The sequence below is a fragment of the Pseudomonas shahriarae genome, from assembly GCF_014268455.2.
Classification (GTDB): domain Bacteria; phylum Pseudomonadota; class Gammaproteobacteria; order Pseudomonadales; family Pseudomonadaceae; genus Aquipseudomonas; species Aquipseudomonas shahriarae.
In genome coordinates, this window is the sequence record NZ_CP077085.1 from 4,920,088 (window position 1) to 4,944,703 (window position 24,616).

Sequence of the window (24,616 nt, forward strand, 5' to 3'; positions counted from 1 at the left end):
TTCTTACATAGAAACGACTGATTTCAACCGAGCCAGCCAGAACTGTGAACGAGCCCGCCGAAACGCCGCAAACCCCGTCCGAAATGCGCCGTACTGCGCTGTACCTGACCTTGGCCCAAGTGCCCGAAGGCTGCGTGGTGAGTTATGGCGAACTGGCGCACCTGGCTGGACTGGGGCGTGCCGCACGCTTCGTGGGCCGCACCCTGAGCCAGCTCCCAGAGGGTTCGAAATTGCCCTGGCACCGGGTGGTCGCCGCCGGCGGTCGGATAAGTCTGCCGGCGGGCAGCGCTTCAGGTGATGAACAACGTGCGCGTTTGCGCAGCGAAGGTGTCAGTATCCTGAACAATCGCGTTGATATTCAGCGCCATGGCTGGCGCCCGGTAGAGCACAGCGGTTAGAGTGCGCGCTTTGTTTCCGTAAATCTGAGGCAGACTCCAGCCCATGCCCCGTAAAACCTGGCGCGCCGCGCTCGCTGCCTATGCCAGCCCCTCGACGTTAGTGCTGTTATTGCTCGGCTTTGCCGCCGGTCTGCCTTACATGTTGGTGTTCTCGACGCTCTCAGTCTGGTTGCGCGAAGCCGGTGTGGCACGCGAGACCATTGGCTATGCGAGCCTGATCGGCCTGGCATATGCGTTCAAGTGGGTCTGGTCACCCCTGCTGGACCAATGGCGCCTGCCGCTATTGGGCAAGTTGGGCCGTCGTCGTTCCTGGTTGGTGCTGTCCCAATCCCTGGTAATTCTCGGCTTGATCGGCATGGGCTTCTGCGACCCGCAGAAACACCTGTCCTGGCTGATCGCCATTGCCGTTATCGTCGCATTCGCCTCCGCAACCCAAGACATCGCAGTTGACGCCTATCGCCTGGAAATCGCCGATGACAGCCGCCAGGCCGCGCTGGCCGCCAGCTATATGTCCGGCTACCGCATCGCCGCCCTGCTGGCCACGGCGGGCGCGCTGTTCTTTGCCGAAGGCTTTGGTTCCACCGGCTTCAACTATAAGCATTCGGCGTGGACCGGCACCTACGTGCTGTTCGGCGTGTTGATGATCCCTGCCCTGCTCACCAGCTTTTTCATGCGTGAACCCGACGTGCCCCTGCGCACCCAGTTGCAGGCCGGGCGCTACACGTTTGCCCACCAACTGATGTCGGTGTTTGTGCTGATCGTCCTGCTGGTGTCGGTCCCGGCGATGTTCACCCAGTTGTACAACACCGATTTCGCCAGCGTACTGTTCGAAGGCGTAAGCCTGCTCGACCTGCTGCTGGAAGACCGCGCCTTCCTGCGCGCCATCCTCTATATCACCCTCACCGCCCTGTGCCTCTCGGCCATGGGCCGTCGAGGCCTGGCGCCGGTGCTGACGCCGGTCAACGACTTTATCCTGCGCTACCGCTGGCAGGCCCTGTTGCTGCTGGGGCTGATCGCCACCTACCGCATGTCGGACACGGTGATGGGCGTGATGGCCAACGTGTTCTATATCGACCAGGGGTTCACCAAGGACCAGATCGCCAGTGTCAGCAAGATCTTCGGCCTGATCATGACCCTGGTCGGCGCCGGCATGGGTGGCCTGTTGATCGTGCGATTCGGCATCCTGCCGATCCTGTTTATCGGTGGTATCACCTCGGCCGGCACCAACTTGCTGTTCCTGATGCTCGCCGACATGGGCGCCGACCTGCAGATGCTGATCTTCACCATTTCCCTGGACAACTTCAGCTCGGGCCTGGCGACCTCGGCGTTCGTCGCCTACCTGTCGAGCCTGACCAACCTGAAGTTCTCCGCCACCCAATACGCCCTGCTCAGCTCGATCATGTTGCTGTTGCCACGACTGATCGGTGGTTACTCGGGGGTCATGGTGGAAAAGTTCGGCTATCACAACTTCTTCCTGATCACCGCGATGCTCGGTGTGCCGACACTGCTGCTGATTGCCTTGCACTGGTACCAGGAAAGCCGGCGGATCCGTTTGAACCCGCCCGAAGAAGGCTGATACCTGTGGGGGTTGGCTAAAGCCAGCACCCCACAGAAATCCAGTCACCACCTGATGCCTGTACTCTGGCGGCGACCGCCCGTACAATCCCAGGTCACTTCAAGTCCAAGCAACCGACAACGGCCTACCATGCGCACCAGTCAATATTTGCTCGCCACACAGAAAGAAACGCCTTCCGACGCGGTCGTGATCAGCCACCAGCTGATGCTGCGCGCCGGTATGATCCGCAAACTGGCCTCTGGCCTGTACACCTGGCTGCCCATGGGCTTGAAGGTGATGCGCAAGGTCGAAGCGATCGTTCGCGAAGAAATGAACGCCGCCGGCTCTCTGGAAGTATTGATGCCGAGCACTCAGCCGGCTGAACTGTGGCAGGAATCCGGGCGCTGGGAAGAGTACGGCCCTGAGTTGCTGCGCTTCAAGGATCGTCATGGTCGCGACTTCTGCGCAGGCCCGACCCATGAAGAAGTGATCACCGACCTGATGCGCAACGAGTTGAGCAGCTACAAACAGCTGCCCCTCAACCTGTATCAGATCCAGACCAAGTTCCGTGACGAAATCCGCCCACGCTTCGGCTTGATGCGTGGCCGCGAGTTCATCATGAAGGACGCCTATTCGTTCCACGCCGATCAGCCTTCGCTGCAGGTCACCTATGACCGCATGCACCAGGCCTATTGCAACGTGTTCACCCGCCTGGGCCTGAAATTCCGCCCGGTCGAAGCGGACAACGGTTCCATCGGCGGCGCGGGTTCCCATGAGTTCCACGTGCTGGCAGAGTCCGGCGAAGACGATATCGTCTTCAGCGACGGCTCCGACTACGCGGCCAACATCGAGAAAGCCGAAGCGGTGCCACGGGAAACTTCCCGTCCTGCGCCGGCTGAAGAACTGCGCCTGGTCGATACCCCAGACACCAAGACCATCGCGGCCTTGGTCGAAAAATTCAATCTACCGATTGAAAAGACCATCAAGACCCTGATCGTGCATGCCGAGGAAGAAGGCAAGTTGATCGCCCTGGTGATCCGTGGCGACCACGAACTCAACGAAATCAAGGCTGCCCAGCAACCTGGCGTCGCCAGCCCGCTGGTCATGGCCTCGGACGCCGAACTGCGTGACGCCATTGGCGCCGGCGCCGGCTCCCTGGGCCCGCTGAACCTGCCATTGCCGATCATCATCGACCGCTCGGTCGAGCTGATGAGCGACTTCGGTATCGGTGCCAACATCGACGACAAGCACTACTTCGGCGTCAACTGGGAGCGTGACCTGCCGGTTCCAACCGTGGCCGACCTGCGCAACGTGGTGGCCGGTGATCCAAGCCCGGACGGCAAGGGCACCCTGGAAATCAAGCGCGGCATCGAAGTGGGGCACATCTTCCAGCTGGGCAACAAGTACAGCAAGGCGATGAAGTGCGAAGTGCTGGGCGAAAACGGCAAGCCGGTGACCCTGGAAATGGGCTGCTATGGCATTGGCGTTTCCCGCGTGGTGGCCGCTGCCATCGAGCAGAACCACGACGACAAAGGCATTATCTGGAGCGACACCCTGGCGCCGTTCCAGATCGCCCTGGTACCGCTGCGCTACGAAACCGAGCAGGTTCGCGAAGCCACCGACAAACTGTATGCCGAACTGACGGCCGCCGGTTTCGAAGTGCTGCTGGATGATCGCGACAAGAAAACCAGCCCGGGCATCAAGTTTGCCGACATGGAACTGATTGGCATCCCTCACCGGATCGTGGTCAGTGACCGCGGCCTGGCCGATGGCAATCTGGAATACAAGAGCCGGACCGAAGCCGAAGCCCAACCGTTGCCGGTGGCTGACGTGCTGCCCTTCCTTCAGGCGCGTATTCGTCGCTGAAAACCAGATCAAGAGAAGTCATGTTCAAGCGAAACACCAAAGCCCTGGGGGGCGCCGCCTTGTGCGGCGCCCTGCTGGTCAGCGGCTGCGCCAATCAAATGTCGCAGCGTAGCGAGCACGAGGAACGGATCGAGCGCAAGTTGCTCGACCACAGCCTGCAGATTGATGTCGGCGAACCCAAAGTACTTGAGCTGCCGCAACGCCGCGTGCGTATTCATGAACAGCGGACTTTCGAAGTCACTGAGTTTGAAGTCACGCGCCACTATGATCGCTACACGCCCTACCAGCCCTGGCGCGAACTCTATGAGATCCCGCTGGGTGCCGTGGCAGTAGTCGCGGGCGCCGGGGCCAACGTGGCGAACATCTTTGCCCTGGGCAACCTGCCCGACAGCATGACCCATGACTGGATCAGTTACGGCGTGGCCGGGCTCAACCCGTTCATGAACGTGCAGTCACACGGCCGGGCGCAGCAGAACCTGGCAGGCATCGACGAAATCCAGCGTGACCGCCGCCTGGAGTACACCAGCCTGCCGTGGAGCGAGCGACCGGTGCAGGTCAAGGCCGGCAAGCAGACCCACGAGATGACCACCGACCGCAATGGCGTCCTGCGCCTGAACCTGCTGGACAGCCCGTTTGCCGAGCAGGACCTGAGCCAGGTCCGCACCTTGCGGATCAGCATTGAAGATGCCCAGGACGACGTGCACTCGGACTCATCCCTGGCCATCAGCACCACTTTGCGCGGCAAGCTGCTGGAAGCCCATGCCTTGATCTACGACGACCTGGAGGATGACGAAGTCAGCCAATGGGTGCATCGGGTCAAGCGCTTGTCGGAACTGGGCCTGGAAGAAGAAGCCAGCGAACTGGAACAGAGCCTGATTGAACTGACCCGCAATGATCCGGAATTGCAGCAGGAATTTCTCAAGGCGCTGACCCAGGATGGCGGCCGACTGGTGGCTGACCCGGGTACCCGCTGAGGCAGCACTCAATGTAGGAGCGGGCTTGTGTGGGAGCGGGCTTGCCCGCGATAGCGGAGTGTCAGGTTAGATTTATTCGACTGACCCACTGCCATCGCGGGCAAGCCCGCTCCCACATAAGGCCCACCTCCAGCCGTCTACCAGGACAGTTCCAGCTGTTCATTGCCCATGCTCAAATCGAGCAAGCGCACACCAATCCCCAGCAATCGCACCGGCTTACCCCCACGATTGAACGCCTGGGTCAGCAACTGCCGGTAACTCTCCAGGTCTCGCCCTGCCCCCGCCTGTTCCAGGGTGGTCTGGGTAAAATCATGGAACTTCACTTTGACGAAGGGTTTACCCGGCCGATAACTGCTGTCGATACGCTGCATGCGCCCGGCCAGGGTCTCCATCAGCTCAGGGAGTTTTTCCAGGCAACTGGGCAGGTCCGGTAGATCGACATCGTAGGTATTCTCTACGCTGATGGATTGCCGGCGGCTGTCGTTATGCACCGCACGATCATCAATCCCACGCGCCAGACTCCATAACCGCTCACCGAAACTGCCGAATTCCCGCACCAGCGCCAACTTGTTCCACTCGCGCAGTTGCAGGCAGTCCTCTATTCCCAGCCGCGCCAGTTTTTCAGCAGTGACCTTGCCGACGCCATGCAACTTGCTCACGGGCAGCGCCGAAACAAAGTCCTCCACCTGATCCGGGGTGATCACAAACAGTCCATTGGGCTTTTTCCAGTCGCTGGCGATCTTGGCCAGGAACTTGTTCGGCGCCACCCCCGCAGAAACCGTGATATGCAACTGATTGGAGACCCGCCGACGGATATCCTGGGCAATACGCGTGGCGCTGCCGCCGAAATGCGCGCAATCGGAAACATCCAGATAGGCTTCGTCCAGCGACAACGGTTCGATCAGATCGGTGTATTCACGGAAAATCGTGTGGATTTCTTTCGATGCTTCTTTATAGGCATCCATACGCGGCTTGACGATGGTCAGGTCGGGGCACAGTTTCAACGCATGGCGCGAGGACATGGCCGACCGCACGCCGTAGGCCCGCGCCTCGTAATTGCAGGTGGCGATCACCCCGCGCCGGTCCGCCGAGCCACCTACCGCCAGGGGCTTTTGCGCCAGGCTCGGGTTATCCCGCATTTCGATGGCAGCGTAGAAGCAGTCACAGTCGACGTGGATGATTTTGCGCTGCGTCATATAAAGAGAGGCGTGATCAGGACATAAAGTGGACGGATCGCCAGTATCGCATTCACACCTGTATATAGCACCAGTACTTTGAATCATCTGACAAAGCGGTAGGAAAAAGCCCGGATGAATTTATTTTCTCAATCGAAGAACACGCCCCAATAGAGCTGGAAGCCACGGCCTGACTGGCCGCAAACCCTTCCAGCAGTTGATTTGGAGAGCTAAGCGATTGAAGCACAAGCGCTTTTCTTTGAATCCGTGGTTGACACAGTGTCATTCCTCTGTAGAATGCCGACACACAGACGCGGGATGGAGCAGTCTGGTAGCTCGTCGGGCTCATAACCCGAAGGTCGTCGGTTCAAATCCGGCTCCCGCAACCAAACATCAAGAAAGGCTACTCGAAAGAGTGGCCTTTTTTGTGCGCGCAGGTTTTTGCCCTGCCGCCTGATGCAATATGCCGACGTAGTGAAAAGTCGTGCTCAATCGAGCACTTAGGCTAATTTGCAGTTATTTGGCCCTTTATGCCATTAACGGTTGACACCTCGTCGTTGCGCTGTAGAATGCCGCCCACAGACGCGGGATGGAGCAGTCTGGTAGCTCGTCGGGCTCATAACCCGAAGGTCGTCGGTTCAAATCCGGCTCCCGCAACCAAACATCAAGAAAGGCTACTCGAAAGAGTGGCCTTTTTTGTGTCTGACTGAAAAGTTCTTTTGAAACAATGGCATGGCATCTTTCAGGAAACCGCTCATGGGTTTCGGACTCCATCCAATTGCAGGCCATGCTCGAGTGCCGAGCACACCCTTGCGCGACCAATGGACGCTGTCGCCGGCCCCGGTGATCCGCGTTACTATTTGTAATTATTTTGTACATAGGGATTGGTAACTTGGCTGGATACCCCCATCCTGTCGCGCACAATCCACGAGGTGATTGATGCGCGCCAATTCGTCTGAACCACAAGACACTGTCACAGCCACACAACCGATCACCCCCACCCGTCTGCGCTGGCTGGATCGGTTGAGCAAGTATCGTCAACCCATTGGGCTGGCAGTCACTTTGCTGCTGTTTACCATTGCCTTGATCGCTTGCCGCCACTTGCTCCTGGAGCTGGATCTTTACGCCCTCCACGACTCGATCCTGGAGGTGCCGCAGCCCGCCTTGCTGGGCGCCTTCGCCGCCGCGATCGCCGGTTTCATCATTCTATTGGGCTACGAATTTTCCGGCGCACGCTACGCCGGGGTAAAACTGCCGGCCAAGACTTTGGCCTATGGCGGCTTTACCGCGTTCGCCATTGGCAATGCGATTGGCCTGTCGATGCTGTCCGGCGGCTCGGTGCGCTACCGCTTATATGCACGGCATGGCATCGGGGCTTCGGAAGTTGCCCGGATGACGGTGTTTGCCAGCCTGGCCCTGGGCTGCGCCCTACCGCCGCTCGCAGCCCTGGCCACCCTGAGCAACCTGCCCGCCGCCTCCAATGCCCTGCACTTGCCCGCAACGTTGCTCGGCGCAATCGCCGGTGCGGTGCTATTACTCTCGGTCGTACTGTGTATCGGGATTTATCGCCGTCGAACGCCAGAACAACCCTACCCCGACAACCTGCTAGTCAGAGTCGGCCGCCGCACCTTGCGCCTGCCAGGGCGCCGACTGACCTTCCTGCAATTGATCATCACCGCCCTGGACGTCGCCGCTGCCGCTACCGTGCTTTATCTGCTGCTGCCAGAAGCGCCGCCATTCGGTCCGTTCCTGCTGGTTTACCTGCTGGCGCTTGCCGCCGGTGTCCTGAGCCATGTACCAGGCGGCGTCGGGGTATTCGAAGCGATCCTGCTGGCCGCATTTGCCGACACGCTCGGCGCCGCGCCGCTGGCCGCCGCACTGCTGCTGTACCGCATGATCTACGTGGTGCTGCCGCTATTGATCGCATGCATCTTCCTACTGATCAGCGAGGCTCAGCGTCTGTTCCAGACCCAGCAGAGCCTGCGGGTGGCCTCGGGCCTCGCGGCACCGGTGTTGGCCGTGCTGGTTTTTTTGTCCGGGGTGGTGCTGCTGTTCTCCGGCGCCACCCCGGAAATCGACTCACGCCTGGAAAACATCGGCTTCCTGATTCCCCACCGCCTGATTGACGCCTCGCACTTTGGCGCCAGCCTGATCGGCGTGCTGTGCCTGTTGCTGGCCCAGGGCCTGCGTCGACGCCTGTCGGCAGCCTGGATGCTGACCATGGTGCTGCTGCTGGTGGGCGCCCTGCTCTCACTGCTCAAAGGCTTCGACTGGGAAGAAGCCAGCCTGATGACCACCACCGCCGTGCTGCTGGCGATCTTCCGGCGCTCGTTCTACCGCGCCAGCCGCCTGACCGAGTTGCCGTTCTCGCCGCTGTATCTGGTGGCCAGCGTCTGCGTGCTCGGTGCGTCGATCTGGCTGCTGCTGTTTGCCTATCAGGATGTGCCTTATAGCCATCAACTGTGGTGGCAGTTCACCCTCGACGCCAACGCCCCGCGTGGCCTGCGCTCGCTGCTGGGCGCCGCAATCCTGTTGGTGATTGTCTCGCTGACCTGGCTGTTGCGCACCGCACGCCCGGTGATCCATCTGCCGAGCGCCGATGAGCTGGAGCGGGCCACCAAGATCCTGATGGCCTCGTCGCAACCCGACGGCGGCCTGGCCCTGACCGGCGACAAGGCCCTACTGTTCCACCCCAACGACGAAGCCTTCCTGATGTATGCCCGCCGTGGCCGTAGCCTGGTGGCGCTGTACGACCCGATCGGCCCGACCCAGCCAAGGGCCGAGATGATCTGGCAGTTCCGCGACCTGTGCGATATCCATCACGCCCGCCCGGTGTTCTACCAGGTGCGCGCAGAGAACCTGCCCTTCTATATGGATATCGGCCTGACGGCGATCAAGCTGGGCGAAGAAGCCCGGGTCGATCTCAAGCGCTTTGACCTGGAAGCCAAGGGCAAGGAGATGAAGGACCTGCGCTACACCTGGAACCGCGGGACGCGGGACGGCCTGTCTCTGGAAATCTTCGAGCCGGGGCAGGCGCCCATGGACGCGCTGAAAGTCATTTCCGATGCCTGGCTGACCGGCAAGAACGTGCGGGAAAAGGGCTTCTCCCTCGGCCGTTTCAGCGATGAATACCTCAAGCATTTTCGCATCGCGGTGATTCGCTTCGAGGGGCAGCCGGTGGCCTTCGCCAACCTGCTGGAGACCTACAGCCATGACCTGGCCAGCCTGGACCTGATGCGCGCGCACCCCGACGCACCAAAGCTGACCATGGAGTTCATGATGGTCGGCTTGATCCAGCATTATAAAAGCCACAACTATGCACGCTTCAGCCTCGGCATGGTGCCGTTGTCGGGCCTGCAACCGCGTCGTGGCGCACCGCTGACCCAGCGCCTGGGCTCGATGGTATTCCGCCGTGGCGAGCAACTGTATAACTTCCAAGGTTTGCGCCGCTTCAAAGACAAGTTCCAGCCTGACTGGGAACCTCGCTACATGGCCGTGCCCGCAGGACTTGATCCGCTGGTGGCACTGGCCGATACCGCCGCCCTGATCGCAGGCGGCTTGACTGGATTGGTGAAACGCTGATGATTCGACGCTCCTGGCGGTATGTATTGGCAGGTCTGGTGGTGCTGGCCCTGATCCTCGGTGGCGGCTACTGGTACTGGAATCGCCCTGCCCCCCAACCGACCCTGGAACAGTTGCCCCAGGCCGACGGCTCGAGCATGACCCGCGTAACACCGGGTACCCCCACCAAGGCCCGCGTAGCGGTCGCCGTGATGGCCGACGCCAGCCTGACCGATAATCAACTGATTGCCTTGAGCCAGGGCGGCAGCGCGCAGATCGTGCAAGTGATCCTGCCCAAGGAAGACTGCAAACTGCAGGAACAAGCCCTGCAAGCGGCGCTGGGCCAACTCAAGGGCCCGGCCACCCTGGTCAGCGGCATCGGCCCTGGCGCCGGCCTGGCCTGGCGCTGGCTGGCGACGCAGAACGACGACAAGGCCAACGCCATCTCGGTGGGCTTTGCCCTGGTCCAGGAAGGTTGCACGGACCCACTGCCCAAGACCGCCGCCCACGGCAACTGGCTGGTGGCCTGGAACGACAACCCCGACGACGAAAGCGCCAGTTTCGTACGCGACACCCCGCGTGCCACCACCAGCATCAGCGACTACGACATCAACTACCCGCAAGTGCTGAACAATGAACTGCGCAAGCAACTGGTGGGCTCGGACAATGGCGGCCTGGCGATCCCGGTGGTCGAAGTACCGGCCGGCCAGGCCAAGGACACCGTGACCCTGTTCCTCTCCGGCGACGGCGGCTGGCGCGACCTGGACCGCGACGTGGCCGGCGAGATGGCGAAGATCGGCTACCCGGTGGTCGGCGTCGACACCCTGCGCTACTACTGGCAGCACAAAAGCCCGGAACAGAGCGCCAAAGACCTGACCGAACTGATGCAGCACTACCGGCAGAAATGGGGCACCAAACGCTTTGTGCTGACGGGTTACTCGTTCGGTGCCGATGTACTGCCAGCTATCTACAACCGCCTGCCGGAAGCCGAACAGCAGCGGGTCGACGCCATTATCCTGCTGGCCTTTGCCCGCACCGGCAGCTTCGAGATCGAAGTGGAAGGCTGGCTGGGCAACGCCGGCAAGGAAGCCGCCACCGGCCCGGAAATGGCCAAGCTGCCAGCGGCCAAAGTGGTGTGCATCTACGGTGAGGAAGAAGTCGATGAGAGCGGCTGCACCGACAAGACCGCCGTGGGCGAAGCCATGAAGCTACCGGGCGGCCATCACTTCGACGAGAACTACCCGGCATTGGCCAAGCGCCTGGTGGATATCATCGAGAAGCGTCAGGTCAAGGCAGAGTAACGTCTGCTCCTACCGTAGATCCCATTGCAGGTTAATCGCCGTACAACAAAAAGCCCTCGCTGCCTCACGGTAACGAGGGCTTTTTAGTGGGCCTCAGCGCACCGCTGCCGACGGTCCGGAAAGATCCCACACATCATCCTGCGCGTGACTGGCCTCCCAGGCTCGCACCTTGCGCCGCGCTTCATCAAACAGACGCACGTAGTTGCCGTGACTGATTTTTTCCGCGACATCAGGTGGCAGTCGACTGAACAGCGGTCGGATCAACTCGGGAAGCGCCAGGTATTGCTCGACCGTGAGGCGCTGGCCAGGTACCACCTTGTCCGGCAACTCTAGCGTGTTCTTGCTGAACATCACGGTATCGGAGCCCCATAACACCCGGCTGCTGTACTGATTGAAAAAGCCGATCCACTCATTGACGGGCGGCATGCCAGGTCCGGGGTGAATAATATTTTCCTGGACCAGATCCCAGGAAATATCCACTACCCATGCCGGGCAGCTGTCGAGAATACGAGCAACGGTCTTCAAGTGGGTGGACGTCGGTTTTACATAGCGCCCCAGCCCGGTGTGCGCCCAGATCACCGAAGCACTGGGGGCCGCGCTGCACAAATGCTTGAGGGCCGCCTCATAGGTCCGGCCAGGGAAGACATCCTCCACCGTACCGTCGTAGTTGACTTCGGTCTGGTACAAGTCGTTGTGTAGCGTCACGACCAGACCGGTCTCTTCGGCCACCTTCAGCAGATCTACCAGGGACTGGGCATACAGCGACATCGTGCCTTTCTTATCGAGGTCAGCGGGTAGCGGCACGGTGGCAGTGCTGCGGATGGTCTCGCCGGCGATCTTGCGTGACACCAACTCCTTGTGCACCGTGAACTCACCGATACCGGCAAACGCCCCCGGAAAGGTCAGCAGCACCCGCTTGATGTGCTGGGCCCCATACCGGTCCATGGGGTTGAAGCCGGTAATCATAAGGTCCAGCCGCCCCTGATCCGCCGCTGACAACTGCAGGTACTCCCTGGCATACATCGCGTCCGCGAAGGCGTAATAGTACAAGTCCGCCTTGGGGCCGATGTAGTAGTTGGCGCCATACAAACGACCGGAAGGGTCCATCACCTGATAGTGTTCAAAACTGTCCCAGCGCTGCTGCAACGGCAGCGGCATCACCACCGAACGGACCACACTGGCCGATAAATAGTCTGACAGTAGGGTTTTCAACGAAACGCCCTGATAGGCGTAATTGGAAGGGTGGAAGTGAGCGTCGGCAAAGGGCAAAGCCTGGGGGACGACGGGCGGTATATCAATGCTGCTGGACGAACAACCTACAACTAAAAGCGTGATGCCTGACACCAATCCTGAGAGCGTGCGCTTCATCTTTGGCTTTCCCTAGTAAGTGGATCCTCATGGGCCAGACGACAAACTTGGATAAAAAGACGTTAGCACACCCCCCAGGCTTTAAAAGGCGATGATTCAACCAAGGATCGACAGGCCAAAAAAAACCGCGATGGCATACAGCCCATCGCGGTTCTGTTTTCAACACGGCCTACATTTCTACCTGGGTGCCCAACTCAATCACCCGGTTCACCGGCAGCTTGAAGAAGCGCAGGTTGCCGTTGGCGTTCTTCAGCATGAAAGCAAACAACCCTTCGCGCCAGCGCGCCATGCCTTCGAGCTTGGAGGCGATGACCGTCTCGCGGCTGAGGAAGTAGGTGGTGCGCATGGGGCTGAAGTCCAGGTCGTCCAGATGGCACAGCTTCAGGGCTTCGGGTACGTCCGGCTCATCGGTAAAGCCAAAGTGCAGGATCACGCGGAAGAAACCGTCGCCATAGGAATCCACCTCGAAGCGGCGCTGGGCCGGGACGCGCGGGATATCTTCATAGACCACCGTAAGCAGCACCACCTGCTCGTGCAGCACCTGGTTATGCAACAGGTTATGCAGCAAGGCATGGGGCACCGCGTCCGGGCGGGCGGTGAGGAACACCGCCGTGCCCTGCACGCGATGGGGCGGCTGGACGCGGATGCTGCTGATAAAGATCGGCAGCGGCAGCCCGCCCTCGTCCAGGCGCTCCACCAGTAATTGCTTGCCGCGCTTCCAGGTGGTCATCAGCACAAACAGCACGATCCCCGCCAATACCGGGAACGCACCGCCCTGCACTACCTTCGGCACGTTGGCCGCAAAGAACAGGCCATCCACCAGCAAAAAGCCCAGCAACACCGGGACTGCCAGGACCGGCGGCCATTTCCACAGCAGCAGCATCACCGCGGAGACGAGGATCGTGGTCATCAGCATGGTTCCGGTCACGGCCACCCCGTAGGCCGAGGCCAGGGCGCCCGAAGACTCGAAGCCCAGCACCAGCAGGATCACGCCAACCATCAGCGACCAGTTCACCGCGCCAATGTAGATCTGGCCTTGCTCGGCGCTGGAGGTGTGCTGGATATGCATGCGCGGGATGTAACCAAGCTGGATTGCCTGGCGCGTCAACGAGAACGCACCGGAAATCACCGCCTGGGAAGCAATCACCGTGGCCAGGGTGGACAAGCCCACCAGCGGCAGCAGTGCCCAGCTTGGCGCCAGCAGGTAGAACGGGTTGCGCGCGGCCTCGGGGTCACCCAGCAGCATCGCGCCCTGGCCAAAATAGTTGAGCACCAGGGCCGGCAGCACCAGGATAAACCAGGCGCGGGCAATGGGTTTGCGGCCGAAATGGCCCATGTCGGCATACAGCGCTTCGGCACCGGTCAGGGCCAGCACCACGGCGCCGAGGATCGCCACGCCGATACCCGGGTGGACCATGAAGAAGCGCACGCCCCACATCGGGTTCATCGCGTTGAGCACTTCAGGGTGCTGGACGATGCCATAGATACCCAGGCCACCCAGCACCAAAAACCAGGTGACCATCACCGGCCCGAACAGCTTGCCGATGCGGTCGGTGCCATGTTTCTGGATCAGGAACAGCCCCACCAGCACCACCAGCGCCACGGGCACGACCCAATGCTTCAGGCCGTCGAACGCCAGTTCCAGGCCCTCGATGGCCGACAACACGGAAATCGCCGGGGTGATCATGCTGTCGCCATAGAACAACGCCGCACCGCACAGGCCGCACACCACCAGGAAACTGCGCAGCCGCGGGTGATTGCCCGCCGCCCGTCGGGCCAGCGCCGTCAGAGCCATGATGCCGCCCTCGCCCTGGTTGTCGGCGCGCAGCACGAACAACATGTACTTGATGGACACCACCCAGATCAGCGACCAGAAAATCAGCGCCAGGATCCCCAGCACGCCGTCATGATTGACCTGGACCCCGTAATTGCCGGAAAACACCTCTTTAAGGGTGTAGAGCGGGCTGGTGCCGATATCGCCATAAACCACCCCGACCGCGGCCACCAACATGCCGATTGGCTTTGCGCTGGAGTGCCCGGCACCTGCCGCCTGACTATTTACCTGACCCATCAACCACTCCCGCCCTTTTGACCTGAGGTCTTCTATAAGCAGCACAGCTATACACTTAAGCCCAACGCCAAGCTATACACAGCGTGTACTGCTGTACTTCTAGTAACAGATTATTTGTTGACTACCGATCTACCCCGATGCAACGGCGCGCAGCATAACGCAGCACTCGTCGTATTTCCCTGCATAAAGCTGGTCAAGCGCGTTTCCCGTCGCTAGAATTGCGCACTTTTTGATCAGAGGCACATCAAGTGCCCATCCGTTGCCCTGTCGTGCCCGACTGGCGGCGTCATTCAATACCGAGGTTAGACATGTCCACCACCATCGCAAAAGCCAACCCAAAGGTTGGCTTTGTTTCCCTGGGTTGCCCGAAGGCTCTGGTCGACTCCGAGCGCATCCTCACGCAACTGCGCATGGAAGGCTACGACGTTGTGTCCACCTACCAGGACGCTGACGTGGTGGTGGTCAACACCTGTGGCTTCATTGACTCGGCCAAGGCAGAGTCCCTGGAAGTGATCGGCGAAGCCATCAAGGAAAACGGCAAGGTCATCGTCACCGGCTGCATGGGCGTGGAAGAAGGCAATATCCGCAACGTGCACCCAAGTGTGCTGGCGGTGACCGGTCCGCAGCAGTACGAGCAGGTGGTCAACGCCGTGCACGATGTGGTGCCGCCGCGCCAGGACCACAACCCGCTGATCGACCTGGTGCCACCCCAGGGCATCAAGCTGACCCCGCGTCACTATGCGTACCTGAAGATTTCCGAAGGCTGCAACCACAGCTGCAGCTTCTGCATCATCCCGTCGATGCGCGGCAAGCTGGTCAGCCGCCCGGTGGGCGATGTACTGGACGAGGCCCAGCGTCTGGTCAAGTCCGGGGTCAAAGAGCTGCTGGTGATCTCCCAGGACACCAGTGCCTACGGCGTCGACGTGAAGTACCGCACCGGTTTCTGGAACGGCGCGCCGGTGAAAACCCGCATGACCGAACTGTGCGAAGCCCTGAGCAGCCTGGGTGTGTGGGTGCGCCTGCACTACGTGTACCCGTACCCGCACGTCGACGAACTGATCCCGTTGATGGCCGCCGGCAAGATCCTGCCGTACCTGGACATCCCGTTCCAGCACGCCAGCCCCAAAGTGCTCAAGGCCATGAAACGCCCGGCCTTCGAAGACAAGACCCTGGCGCGGATCAAGAACTGGCGCGAGATCTGCCCGGACCTGATCATCCGCTCGACCTTTATCGTGGGCTTCCCCGGCGAAACCGAAGAAGACTTCCAGTACCTGCTGGACTGGCTGACCGAAGCCCAACTGGACCGCGTCGGCTGCTTCCAGTACTCGCCGGTGGAAGGTGCCCCGGCCAACCTGCTGGACCTGGCGGTGGTGCCGGATGACGTCAAGCAGGAGCGTTGGGAGCGTTTCATGGCCCATCAACAAGCCATCAGCTCGGCCCGCCTGCAACTGCGCATCGGCAAGGAAATCGAAGTGCTGATCGACGAAGTGGACGAGCAAGGCGCGGTCGGCCGCTGCTTCTTCGACGCGCCGGAAATCGACGGCAATGTATTTATCGACGATGCCAGCGGCCTCAAGCCCGGCGACAAGGTCTGGTGCACGGTCACCGACGCCGACGAGTACGACCTCTGGGCGCAAAAACGCGACTAAGCGGTAAAAAATTGAAAAAGCCCTGCTTCTGGACAAGATGCGGGGCTTTTTTAGGTCTATCGTTTGCCCCATCACCGCCAACAAGCAGCAAGGAGCAGCGGGCATGGGCCAGCACTCGGTTATCCACACCCCGAAAACCAGCGACTACCCGGAATTGACCCGGATCTGGGAGGCCTCGGTGCGAGCCACCCATGACTTCCTGCCGGATAGCTACATCGAGCGCCTGAGACACCTGGTGCTGACGCGCTACCTGGATGCCGTGATGTTGATCTGCACCAAGGACGCGCGCCAACGGATCACCGGATTTGCCGGCGTTGCGGCGGGCAAGGTGGAAATGCTGTTTATCGACCCGCACTACCGGGGCCAGGGCCTGGGGCAGCAGTTGCTGCAGTATGCGGTTACGTCGATGAATGCCGATGAACTGGACGTCAACGAACAAAACCCCCAGGCCCTGGGCTTCTACCTCAAGCAGGGTTTTGAAGTGATCGGGCGCACCGAGCATGACGGCATGGGCCAGCCCTATCCGTTGCTGCATATGCGTTTGCGCCAGGTGCAGCAAACACGCAGCGGCTGACACAGCCCAAATCAAATGTTGGCGCTGGCTTGCCTGCGCCCACAAAAAGCAACTGCGGCGAAATGGGGCCGGGATTAACCGGCTCCAGGCAGGTACAATAGCTGCCCCCTTTTGTTACGGCCCTTGTCATGACTGACCCCATACGCCTCTCCAAACGCCTTATCGAACTGGTCGGTTGCTCCCGTCGGGAGGCCGAGCTGTACATCGAAGGCGGCTGGGTCTCGGTAGATGGCGAAGTGATTGATGAGCCACAGTTCAAGGTCACGACACAAAAAGTCGAACTTGATCCCGAGGCCAAGGCCACGGCTCCAGAGCCTGTGACTATCCTGTTTCATGCACCGGTTGGTGTGGATGTCGACAGCGCGATGCAGTCCCTGAGCGCCGAAACCCTGTCTGAAGAGCACCGCTTCAGCAAGCGCCCGCTCAAGGGCCACTTCCTGCGCCTGACCGCCAGCGCCGACCTGCAGGCCAAGGCCAGCGGCCTGTTGGTGTTTACCCAGGACTGGAAAATCCTGCGCAAGCTGACGGCCGATGCCGCCAAGATCGAGCAGGAGTATGTGGTTGAGGTCTCCGGCGACGTGGCAGAGCACGGTCTGAACCGCCTCGCCCATGGCCTGATGTACAAAGGCAAGGAATTGCCTGCGGTCAAAGCCAGCTGGCAGAACGAGAACCGCCTGCGCTTTGCCCTGAAAAACCCGCAGCCCGGCATCATCGCCCTGTTCTGCGAAGCCATTGGCCTGAAGGTTGTGGCCATTCGCCGCATCCGCATTGGCGGCGTGTCCATCGGCAAGGTGCCAGTCGGCCAATGGCGCTACATGTCCGGCAAGGAAAAGTTCTAAGCCACCCTATTTCTCGAGATCGCCCGCCCGGGCGATATCTACAGTCGAATACCAGGATTGCCCACCATGATTCACAACGACGTACTGCGCAGCGTGCGCTACATGCTCGACATCAGCGACAACAAGATGGTCGAGATCATCAAGATCGGCGGCATGGAAGTGTCCAAGGACGACCTGCTGACCTACCTCAAGAAAGACGAGGAAGAAGGCTTTGTGTTCTGCCCCGACGAAGTCATGGCGCACTTCCTCGATGGCCTGGTGATCTTCAAGCGCGGCAAGGACGAAAGCCGTCCCCCGCAGCCGATCGAAACCCCGGTGACCAACAACATCATCCTCAAGAAGCTGCGCGTGGCCTTCGAGCTCAAGGAAGACGACATGCACGCCATCCTCAAGGCGGCCGAGTTCCCGGTGTCCAAGCCGGAATTGAGCGCACTGTTCCGCAAGTTCGGCCACACCAACTATCGCCCGTGCGGCGACCAGTTGCTGCGTAACTTCCTCAAGGGCCTGACCCTGCGGGTTCGCGCGTAAGCCATGAATTACAACGTCTCACCCGTAGGTTTCGTGCGCTCCTGCTTCAAGGAGAAGTTCGCCATCCCGCGCCAACCCCAACTGGCGCCCGCCGCCAGGGGCGTGTTGGAGTTGGTGGCGCCGTTCGACCAGGGTGAGGCCGTACAGGGCCTGGAGCAGGTCAGCCATGTGTGGCTGCTGTTCCTGTTTCATCAGGCCCTGGAAGACAAGCCGCGCTTGAAAGTGCGCCCGCCGCGCCTGGGTGGCAACACGTCCATGGGCGTATTTGCCACCCGCGCGACCCATCGCCCCAATGGCATCGGCCAGTCGGTGGTGAAGCTGGACAAGGTGGAGCCGGGCCGGCTGTGGATTTCCGGGATCGACTTGCTCGATGGCACGCCGGTCTTGGATATCAAGCCGTATGTGCCCTATGCCGACATCATCGACACGGCCACCAACCGCATCGCAAGCAGCGCGCCACAGCTGATTCCCGTGCAGTGGCTGAAGACCGCGCTGCACCAGGCACAAGGCCACGCCCAGCGCCTTGGCGAGCCGTTGGTGGAGCTGATTGAGCAGTGCCTGGCACAGGACCCCCGGCCGGCGTATCAGACGCCAGGGCCGGAGCGCGAGTATGGTGTGCGGTTCTGGGATGTGGACGTGCGTTGGCACTATCCCGAGGCTGGGGTGATTTGCGTGCTTGAAGTGGTTGCGGCCGAATAAACGCCAAAAACAAATATGGGAGCTGGCCGGTGTGAGAGCTGGCTTGCCTGCGATATAGGCACCTCGGTGTATCAGCTACACCACGGTGATGCCATCGCAGGCAAGCCAGCTCCCCCACCGGGCAGCTCCCACATTTTTATAGTCGCGCTTACTTCTCGACGAACGCACGCTCGATCAAGTAGTCACCCGGCTCACGCATGCGTGGCGAAACCTTCAGACCGAAGCTGTTCAGCACTTCGCTGGTCTCGTCGAGCATGCTCGGGCTACCGCACAGCATGGCGCGGTCGTCTTCAGGATTGATCGGCGGCAGGCCGATATCACTGAACAGCTTACCGCTGCGCATCAGGTCGGTGAGGCGGCCTTCGTTTTCGAACGGCTCACGGGTCACGGTCGGGTAGTAGATCAACTTTTCACGCAGCGCCTCGCCGAAGAACTCGTTCTGCGGCAGGTGCTCGGTGATGAACTCGCGGTAGGCGACTTCGTTGACGTAACGCACGCCGTGGCACAGGATCACTTTTTCGAAGCGCTCGTAGGTTTCCGGGTCCTGGATCACGCTCATAAAGGGCGCGAGGCCCGTACCGGTGCTGAGCAGGTACAGGTGTTTGCCCGGCTTCAAATCGTCCAGCACCAGGGTGCCCGTCGGTTTTTTGCTGATGATGATCTCGTCGCCTTCCTTCAAGTGCTGCAATTGGGAAGTCAGCGGGCCATCCGGAACCTTGATGCTGAAGAACTCCAGATGCTCTTCCCAGTTCGGGCTGGCGATGGAGTAAGCGCGCATGAGCGGGCGGCCATTGGGCTGTTGCAGGCCGATCATCACGAACTGACCGTTCTCAAAGCGCAGGCCCGGGTCGCGGGTGCACTTGAAGCTGAACAGAGTGTCGTTCCAGTGATGAACACTGAGGACACGCTCGTGGTTCATGTTGCTCATGTACGGGGAACTCCTGGAAATGGGTCAGCGCCAAAAATGATAGGTGCGCAATTGCACAGTATTCTAATGGCGGCGACAATATCTGTTAACTGGATTATTAAGATAAGGGTTATCGGTTATATAGATATGCGATTTACTCTCCGTCAACTGCAAGTCTTCGTCGCCGTCGCCCAGCAGGAAAGCGTGTCTCGCGCTGCTGGCCTTCTGGCCTTATCTCAATCCGCCGCCAGCACCTCGATCACCGAGCTGGAGCGCCAATCCAGCTGCCAATTGTTCGACCGCGCCGGTAAACGCCTGAGCCTCAATGCCCTGGGTCATCAATTGCTGCCCCAGGCGGTGGCGCTGCTGGACCAGGCCAAGGAAATCGAAGACCTGCTCAACGGCAAGTCCGGCTTCGGCTCCCTGGCGGTCGGCGCCACCCTGACCATCGGCAATTACCTGGCGACGCTGCTGATCGGCAGCTTCATGCAGCAGCATCCCGAGAGCCAGGTGAAGCTGCATGTACAGAACACTGCACATATCGTGCATCAGGTCGCGCATTACGAAATTGATCTGGGTCTAATCGAGGGTGACTGCAGCCACCCGGACATCGAGGTGCAAACCTGGGTCGAGGATGAACTGGTGGTGTTCTGCGCGCCCCAGCACCCCCTGGCCCTGCGCGGGCAGGCGACCATGGAGCAGTTGACCCATGAAGCCTGGATCCTGCGGGAACAGGGCTCAGGGACGCGCCTGACGTTTGATCAGGCTATGCGCCATCATCGCAGCGCGCTGAATATTCGCCTGGAGCTGGAGCACACCGAGGCGATCAAGCGCGCAGTGGAGTCGGGATTGGGGATTGGTTGCATTTCCCGGCTGGCACTACGGGATGCGTTCCGGCGCGGCAGCCTGGTGCCGGTGGAGACCCCGGACCTGGACCTGGCCCGGCAGTTCTACTTTATCTGGCATAAACAGAAGTACCAGACCTCGGCCATGCGCGAATTTCTCGAGCTGTGCCGCGCCTTTACCGCCGGGGTACAGCGCAGTGACGAGATCGTGCTGCCGAATATCGCCTAGATCAGGATGACTGCCCACACCACGGTGATCATGGTCAGCGCCACGAATTGCGCGGCGCTGCCCATGTCCTTGGCGTTTTTCGACAGCGGGTGGCGATCCAGGGAAATCCGATCAATCGCCGCCTCCACGGCCGAGTTGAGCAACTCGACAATCAGCGCCAGCAGGCACACGGCAATCAACAGTGCGCGCTCTACGCGGCTGACCGTGAGGAAGAAGCTCACCGGAATCAGGATCACGTTGAGCAGGACCAACTGGCGAAAGGCCGCCTCGCCGGTGAAAGCCGCACGCAAACCATCCAGGGAATAGCCCCCGGCGTTGAAGATACGTTTGATACCGGTTTGACCCTTGAACGGCGACATAGGCAGGCAACTGAGCAAAAAATGATGGAAGGAAGCTAGAGCACGTCAAGTCAAAAAAGCGTGAACAGCACCGCTCTATTAATGGGAAATTGACTCAAGCTGTTGCAAGAGCAGCGCCGCCTGGGTGCGGGTGCGCACGCCCAGCTTACGGAAAATCGCGGTGACGTGCGCCTTGATGGTCGCCTCGGATACGCTCAGCTCATAGGCGATCTGCTTGTTCAGCAAGCCTTCGCAGACCATGGTCAGCACACGAAACTGCTGGGGCGTCAGGCTGGCGAGCCCTTCCTGGGCGGCCTTGGCTTCGGCAGACACGTTGATTTCTTCAAATGCCTGGGGCGGCCATGAGACATCACCGTCCAGCACCGTACGTACCGCAGCTCGAATCTGCTCCATGGAACTGGACTTGGGGATAAAGCCACTGGCCCCGAACTCACGGGAGCGCACTACCACGTCGGCCTCTTCCTGGGCCGACACCATCACCACCGGAATCTGCGGATACTGCCCGCGCAACAGTACCAGGCCGGAAAACCCGTAGGCGCCGGGCATGTTCAGGTCCAGCAGCACCAGATCCCAATCAGTCTTGTCAGTGAGCTGGGTTTCCAGTTCAGCGATGCTGCCCACTTCAACCAGGCGTACATCCACGCCCAGCTCCAGCGTAACCGCCTGGTGCAGCGCGCTACGGAACAGCGGATGGTCATCGGCAATCAGGATTTCGTATGTGGCCATTTATTAAATGATCCTGTTTTTTATGGGAGTACCGATGGGTTCGGTGCTCACCAACGTACGAGGTGCCAGCCAGCGGCTGTCACGAACAGTTACGCTTGATGGCATTTTAGCCGGCTCAGGCGATGCAGTGCCATCATGCAAATGTCATCTGGCCGCGAAGTCCTACAGATAAGGTGCAAGACGGGTATGGACACTGTCCGTCGGATCCAGCGCCAACTGGAACTTGGCCGCCAGGTAATGGGTACTGAAAACATCCAGGTAGGCGTCCAGCACTTCGCTGGCCTGCTGGTCCTCGGCCAATTCCAGGCACAAGGCAGCCACTTCGGCAGTGCAGAAATGGTCATCGCGCTTGGAGCGGCGCAACTTGTAGCGCGATAACTGCTCCGGTTCCAGGCTCAGTACCGGCAGGTGCTCCAGATACGGGCTCTTGCGGAACATCTTGCGCGCTTCGCTCCAGGTGCCGTCCAGCAGGATAAACAATGGACGCTTGCCATCCGCCACCTTGACCTCGCTGACCACCCGCTGCGGCGCTACAAACTCGCCGGGGAAGACGATATAGGGCTGCCATTGCGGGTCGGCCAGCAGCGCCAGCAGCTCAGGTTCGACGGCCGTGCGCGCCCAGGGAAAAGCACTTGTATCGTCGATTACATCCGCTATCAACCAACCGGTATTACTCGGTTTCATCGGTTCCACGTCATGCATCAACAGGCACATGGCCGACCTGGCCTGAACCTTGGGGCGCCACGCACACAAGCAGTATTCGGGGATGACCCGGCATCTGGGGCAACGTTCGGCACGCGAGCCGCGTGCGACAAAAGGGCTGACGGCACGGGCCAGGCGTTGGGTACGCAGACGGAAGACCGCATGACTCATAGCGGGCGCCGTTGTGAAGCGATGAAAATCGACACGGGCAAAACTCGGGGCAGCAAAAGTGCCGGCAGTTTACCAGAGCCGCCCAACCAATACGCCTGGCCGTCGCGGCGACAGGTCACCTATAATCCCGCGCCACTGAACGCATAGCGCAGTGACGGGTCTATGGACCAGTAACCGAATCAGGAGAGTTTCATGCTGCGTCTTATGTTGCGTCTTGCCGCCCCGACCGTCGCCCTGGCGCTGGTATTACCCGTCGGCGCCCAGGCAGCCTCCCTGGTGGAGCTGCAAATGAACAAGAAACTGCAAAGCGTCGCGGCAGAAAGCAACAAGGACCTGCCCAGGGAAATTGATGAACAAACCCTGGAAGTGGCCTACACCGTCGAAGGAATGCAACTGATTGACCACCTGAGCGTCCTGCCAGAGCGCGCCGAACAGATGCGCGCCAACCCCAAGGCCGTGTATTTCCAGCTGGGACAGAGCGTCTGCCTGAACAAAGGTTATCGCGAGTTGATGGCCAAGGGCGCGGTGATGCGCTACGAGATCACCGAAAACAAGACCAACCGCCCGGTGGCGTCGGTCAAGTTCGTCGAAGCGGATTGCCCGGCTCCGGCCAAGAAGAAAAAGTAAGTCCCTCCCCAAGCGCCAACATGGCCCCTGTTGAGCTGTGCAGCAGCCCTGAAACCTGAGTTGTCGGTCTATCTGCCAGACCTCAGGGGGGCTGCTACGCAGCCCAACGGCAGACAAGCCTCCTCGCCACAGCCCTTCCTGCAAAACCTTGATCAATCCCTATTAAGTTATTGCCAGACAAGACTTTAGGGGCTCATGATCGAGCCATCCGGTAACATTTCCAGGGCAAAAAAGGTTGCCCTCGCGCGACTTAGCAGTGCAAAGGTTTTTAATCACAAGGAACATACAGAGCCTGTTTCGTCGCCGTCAGCAGCCTGCAATAAGACGCCGGGGCTCTGTAACGAAGGAGAAGCTGAATGCCTGATCAACCGAATGACCTGCTGAATCGTCATTTTCCAGGAAACGGGACCGACCTCGCCCAGCAGGTCGAAGCGCAACTCAACCTGATTGCCCCCAGTAGCCCGAATATTTCGCTGTATCGCGACATGATCCTCACCGTGCTGCGCATGGCCCAGGACGACCGTGACCGCTGGAACGCCAAGATCACCTTGAAAGCAATCAATGAACTGGACCACGCGTTTCGTGTACTCGAACAGTTCAAAAGCCGCCGCAAGGTCACCGTCTTCGGTTCGGCCCGCACCCCAGTGGAAAGCCCCCTCTACGCCCTGGCCCGCGAAGTGGGCGCGGCCCTGGCCCGTTCGGACCTGATGGTCATCACCGGTGGTGGCGGCGGCATCATGGCTGCCGCCCACGAAGGCGCCGGGCTGGCCCACAGCCTGGGGTTCAATATCACCCTGCCCTTTGAACAGCATGCCAACCCGACCATTGATGGCACGGAAAACCTGCTGTCGTTCCACTTCTTCTTTACCCGCAAGCTGTTTTTCGTCAAGGAAGCCGATGGGTTGGTGCTGTGCCCGGGTGGCTTCGGTACCCTGGATGAAGCCTTGGAAGTCTTGACCCTGATCCAGACCGGCAAGAGTCCGCTGGTTCCAGTAGTACTGCTGGACGAGCCCGGCGGTGGATTCTGGCAAGGCGCCCTGGACTTTATTCGCAACCAACTGGAGGCCAACCGCTACATCTTGCCCACCGACCTCAAGCTGGTGCGCCTGGTGCACAGCGCCGAAGAGGCAGTGAACGAAATCAACCAGTTCTACGCGAACTTCCACTCCACCCGCTGGTTGAAACGCCAGTTTGTGGTGCGCATGAACCACCCTCTCAGCGAGCGTGCGTTGGCGCATATACAGACGGCATTCGCTGACCTGCGGCTGAGTGATGACTTCCAGCAATTGGCCTATGGGGGCGAAGAGCACGATGAGGCGCACTTCAGCCACCTGACGCGACTGGTGTTCAACTTCACCGGGCGTAATCAGGGGCGGTTGCGGGAGTTGGTGGATTACATCAACTTGCCGGAGAACTGGGCCCAAGCCCAGGGTAAAACACAGCAACGCGTAGCGCCGGAACCGGCGTGAGGCCGTAAAACGCAAAAAAGGCC

General features: G+C 60.3%; 21 protein-coding genes and 2 tRNA genes. 16 read left to right on the top strand and 7 right to left on the bottom strand.

Going from position 1 to position 24,616, the window contains the following annotated elements; translation table 11 throughout:
* Positions 1–83: 83 nt before the first annotated feature.
* The 4 genes from HU773_RS21930 to HU773_RS21945 all read left to right on the top strand — a co-directional run bounded on the left by HU773_RS21930 (position 84) and on the right by HU773_RS21945 (position 4,793).
* Positions 84–398, top strand: a complete 315-nt coding sequence (locus tag HU773_RS21930) for an MGMT family protein (RefSeq protein WP_178111897.1) — start codon at positions 84–86, stop codon at positions 396–398.
* A 43-nt stretch (positions 399–441) separates the two neighbouring features.
* Positions 442–1,974, top strand: coding sequence for an AmpG family muropeptide MFS transporter (locus HU773_RS21935; RefSeq protein ID WP_057958638.1), 1,533 nt, complete (start codon positions 442–444; stop codon positions 1,972–1,974).
* Positions 1,975–2,103: 129 nt separating this feature from the next.
* Positions 2,104–3,819 carry a proline--tRNA ligase gene (locus HU773_RS21940; protein ID WP_057439372.1) on the top strand — a complete coding sequence of 572 codons (1,716 nt, stop codon included), beginning with the start codon at positions 2,104–2,106 and terminating at the stop codon, positions 3,817–3,819.
* Between the two features lie 20 nt (positions 3,820–3,839).
* On the top strand, positions 3,840–4,793 hold the full coding sequence (locus HU773_RS21945) for a hypothetical protein (RefSeq protein WP_169989567.1): 954 nt from the start codon (positions 3,840–3,842) through the stop codon (positions 4,791–4,793).
* 137 nt (positions 4,794–4,930) lie between these two features.
* Here the strand turns inward: HU773_RS21945 and dinB are convergent, their stop codons facing one another.
* Positions 4,931–5,989: a DNA polymerase IV gene (gene dinB, locus HU773_RS21950; RefSeq protein WP_057958636.1), complete on the bottom strand. Its 1,059-nt coding sequence runs from the start codon at positions 5,987–5,989 to the stop codon at positions 4,931–4,933.
* A gap of 291 nt (positions 5,990–6,280) precedes the next feature.
* Here dinB and HU773_RS21955 point away from each other — a divergent pair.
* The 4 genes from HU773_RS21955 to HU773_RS21970 all read left to right on the top strand — a co-directional run bounded on the left by HU773_RS21955 (position 6,281) and on the right by HU773_RS21970 (position 10,830).
* A tRNA-Met gene (locus tag HU773_RS21955) sits at positions 6,281–6,357 on the top strand.
* 194 nt (positions 6,358–6,551) lie between these two features.
* Positions 6,552–6,628: transfer RNA gene (locus tag HU773_RS21960), tRNA-Met, on the top strand.
* 279 nt (positions 6,629–6,907) lie between these two features.
* Positions 6,908–9,550, top strand: a complete 2,643-nt coding sequence (mprF, locus tag HU773_RS21965; RefSeq protein ID WP_057958635.1) for a bifunctional lysylphosphatidylglycerol flippase/synthetase MprF — start codon at positions 6,908–6,910, stop codon at positions 9,548–9,550.
* Positions 9,550–10,830, top strand: coding sequence for a virulence factor family protein (locus HU773_RS21970; RefSeq protein WP_057958634.1), 1,281 nt, complete (start codon positions 9,550–9,552; stop codon positions 10,828–10,830). The genes mprF and HU773_RS21970 overlap by 1 nt, the downstream gene beginning before the upstream one ends.
* Positions 10,831–10,923: 93 nt before the next feature.
* On the opposite strand, the gene HU773_RS21975 is transcribed toward HU773_RS21970, so the two are convergent.
* Together HU773_RS21975 and HU773_RS21980 are read right to left on the bottom strand one after the other, a co-directional pair.
* Positions 10,924–12,042, bottom strand: coding sequence for an amidohydrolase family protein (locus tag HU773_RS21975; RefSeq protein ID WP_162947766.1), 1,119 nt, complete (start codon positions 12,040–12,042; stop codon positions 10,924–10,926).
* A 325-nt stretch (positions 12,043–12,367) separates the two neighbouring features.
* A complete protein-coding gene (locus HU773_RS21980) occupies positions 12,368–14,269 on the bottom strand; it encodes a potassium transporter Kup (RefSeq protein ID WP_057958632.1) in 1,902 nt (633 codons plus the stop codon).
* 308 nt (positions 14,270–14,577) lie between these two features.
* On the opposite strand from HU773_RS21980, the gene rimO reads away from it, so the two are divergent.
* From rimO to tsaA, 5 genes are all read left to right on the top strand, one after another.
* Complete coding sequence (rimO, locus tag HU773_RS21985; RefSeq protein ID WP_120734061.1) at positions 14,578–15,918, top strand: 30S ribosomal protein S12 methylthiotransferase RimO; 1,341 nt, start codon at positions 14,578–14,580, stop codon at positions 15,916–15,918.
* 103 nt (positions 15,919–16,021) lie between these two features.
* Positions 16,022–16,492 carry a GNAT family N-acetyltransferase gene (locus tag HU773_RS21990; RefSeq protein WP_057439366.1) on the top strand — a complete coding sequence of 157 codons (471 nt, stop codon included), beginning with the start codon at positions 16,022–16,024 and terminating at the stop codon, positions 16,490–16,492.
* A 128-nt stretch (positions 16,493–16,620) separates the two neighbouring features.
* Entirely contained in the window at positions 16,621–17,331 is a 711-nt protein-coding gene (locus HU773_RS21995) for an rRNA pseudouridine synthase (RefSeq protein WP_057958631.1), read from the top strand.
* A gap of 66 nt (positions 17,332–17,397) precedes the next feature.
* Entirely contained in the window at positions 17,398–17,859 is a 462-nt protein-coding gene (locus tag HU773_RS22000) for a YehS family protein (protein ID WP_057439364.1), read from the top strand.
* Positions 17,860–17,862: 3 nt separating this feature from the next.
* Complete coding sequence (gene tsaA / locus HU773_RS22005) at positions 17,863–18,558, top strand: tRNA (N6-threonylcarbamoyladenosine(37)-N6)-methyltransferase TrmO (protein ID WP_057439363.1); 696 nt, start codon at positions 17,863–17,865, stop codon at positions 18,556–18,558.
* Between the two features lie 148 nt (positions 18,559–18,706).
* Here the strand turns inward: tsaA and fpr are convergent, their stop codons facing one another.
* Positions 18,707–19,486: a ferredoxin-NADP reductase gene (gene fpr, locus HU773_RS22010; RefSeq protein ID WP_003172178.1), complete on the bottom strand. Its 780-nt coding sequence runs from the start codon at positions 19,484–19,486 to the stop codon at positions 18,707–18,709.
* A 126-nt stretch (positions 19,487–19,612) separates the two neighbouring features.
* Here fpr and HU773_RS22015 point away from each other — a divergent pair, with 126 nt between their 5' ends.
* Positions 19,613–20,539, top strand: a complete 927-nt coding sequence (locus tag HU773_RS22015) for a LysR family transcriptional regulator (RefSeq protein ID WP_032858383.1) — start codon at positions 19,613–19,615, stop codon at positions 20,537–20,539.
* Here the strand turns inward: HU773_RS22015 and HU773_RS22020 are convergent.
* The 3 genes from HU773_RS22020 to HU773_RS22030 all read right to left on the bottom strand — a co-directional run bounded on the left by HU773_RS22020 (position 20,536) and on the right by HU773_RS22030 (position 22,497).
* Positions 20,536–20,904: a diacylglycerol kinase gene (locus HU773_RS22020; RefSeq protein ID WP_170060130.1), complete on the bottom strand. Its 369-nt coding sequence runs from the start codon at positions 20,902–20,904 to the stop codon at positions 20,536–20,538. The genes HU773_RS22015 and HU773_RS22020 overlap by 4 nt on opposite strands.
* A 72-nt stretch (positions 20,905–20,976) precedes the next feature.
* On the bottom strand, positions 20,977–21,624 hold the full coding sequence (gene erdR / locus HU773_RS22025) for a response regulator transcription factor ErdR (protein WP_057439361.1): 648 nt from the start codon (positions 21,622–21,624) through the stop codon (positions 20,977–20,979).
* 162 nt (positions 21,625–21,786) lie between these two features.
* Positions 21,787–22,497: a tRNA-uridine aminocarboxypropyltransferase gene (locus tag HU773_RS22030; RefSeq protein WP_057439360.1), complete on the bottom strand. Its 711-nt coding sequence runs from the start codon at positions 22,495–22,497 to the stop codon at positions 21,787–21,789.
* A 192-nt stretch (positions 22,498–22,689) separates the two neighbouring features.
* On the opposite strand from HU773_RS22030, the gene HU773_RS22035 reads away from it, so the two are divergent.
* Together HU773_RS22035 and HU773_RS22040 are read left to right on the top strand one after the other, a co-directional pair.
* Positions 22,690–23,124: a PA3611 family quorum-sensing-regulated virulence factor gene (locus HU773_RS22035; RefSeq protein ID WP_057439359.1), complete on the top strand. Its 435-nt coding sequence runs from the start codon at positions 22,690–22,692 to the stop codon at positions 23,122–23,124.
* 356 nt (positions 23,125–23,480) lie between these two features.
* Positions 23,481–24,593, top strand: coding sequence for an LOG family protein (locus HU773_RS22040; protein WP_169989565.1), 1,113 nt, complete (start codon positions 23,481–23,483; stop codon positions 24,591–24,593).
* The last annotated feature ends 23 nt before the right edge of the window (positions 24,594–24,616 follow it).

What these genes read in the sequence shown, in the direction of transcription:
- fpr (WP_003172178.1), bottom strand. Translation starts at nt 19,486, where the DNA reads ATGAGCAACATGAACCACGAGCGTGTCCTCAGTGTTCATCACTGGAAC.
- rimO (WP_120734061.1), top strand. Translation starts at nt 14,578, where the DNA reads ATGTCCACCACCATCGCAAAAGCCAACCCAAAGGTTGGCTTTGTTTCC.
- HU773_RS22035 (WP_057439359.1), top strand. Translation starts at nt 22,690, where the DNA reads ATGCTGCGTCTTATGTTGCGTCTTGCCGCCCCGACCGTCGCCCTGGCG.
- HU773_RS22000 (WP_057439364.1), top strand. Translation starts at nt 17,398, where the DNA reads ATGATTCACAACGACGTACTGCGCAGCGTGCGCTACATGCTCGACATC.
- HU773_RS22030 (WP_057439360.1), bottom strand. Translation starts at nt 22,497, where the DNA reads ATGAGTCATGCGGTCTTCCGTCTGCGTACCCAACGCCTGGCCCGTGCC.
- HU773_RS21945 (WP_169989567.1), top strand. Translation starts at nt 3,840, where the DNA reads ATGTTCAAGCGAAACACCAAAGCCCTGGGGGGCGCCGCCTTGTGCGGC.
- HU773_RS22040 (WP_169989565.1), top strand. Translation starts at nt 23,481, where the DNA reads ATGCCTGATCAACCGAATGACCTGCTGAATCGTCATTTTCCAGGAAAC.
- mprF (WP_057958635.1), top strand. Translation starts at nt 6,908, where the DNA reads ATGCGCGCCAATTCGTCTGAACCACAAGACACTGTCACAGCCACACAA.
- dinB (WP_057958636.1), bottom strand. Translation starts at nt 5,989, where the DNA reads ATGACGCAGCGCAAAATCATCCACGTCGACTGTGACTGCTTCTACGCT.
- HU773_RS21980 (WP_057958632.1), bottom strand. Translation starts at nt 14,269, where the DNA reads ATGGGTCAGGTAAATAGTCAGGCGGCAGGTGCCGGGCACTCCAGCGCA.
- HU773_RS21940 (WP_057439372.1), top strand. Translation starts at nt 2,104, where the DNA reads ATGCGCACCAGTCAATATTTGCTCGCCACACAGAAAGAAACGCCTTCC.
- HU773_RS21970 (WP_057958634.1), top strand. Translation starts at nt 9,550, where the DNA reads ATGATTCGACGCTCCTGGCGGTATGTATTGGCAGGTCTGGTGGTGCTG.
- HU773_RS21990 (WP_057439366.1), top strand. Translation starts at nt 16,022, where the DNA reads ATGGGCCAGCACTCGGTTATCCACACCCCGAAAACCAGCGACTACCCG.
- erdR (WP_057439361.1), bottom strand. Translation starts at nt 21,624, where the DNA reads ATGGCCACATACGAAATCCTGATTGCCGATGACCATCCGCTGTTCCGT.
- tsaA (WP_057439363.1), top strand. Translation starts at nt 17,863, where the DNA reads ATGAATTACAACGTCTCACCCGTAGGTTTCGTGCGCTCCTGCTTCAAG.
- HU773_RS21995 (WP_057958631.1), top strand. Translation starts at nt 16,621, where the DNA reads ATGACTGACCCCATACGCCTCTCCAAACGCCTTATCGAACTGGTCGGT.
- HU773_RS21935 (WP_057958638.1), top strand. Translation starts at nt 442, where the DNA reads ATGCCCCGTAAAACCTGGCGCGCCGCGCTCGCTGCCTATGCCAGCCCC.
- HU773_RS21930 (WP_178111897.1), top strand. Translation starts at nt 84, where the DNA reads ATGCGCCGTACTGCGCTGTACCTGACCTTGGCCCAAGTGCCCGAAGGC.
- HU773_RS22015 (WP_032858383.1), top strand. Translation starts at nt 19,613, where the DNA reads ATGCGATTTACTCTCCGTCAACTGCAAGTCTTCGTCGCCGTCGCCCAG.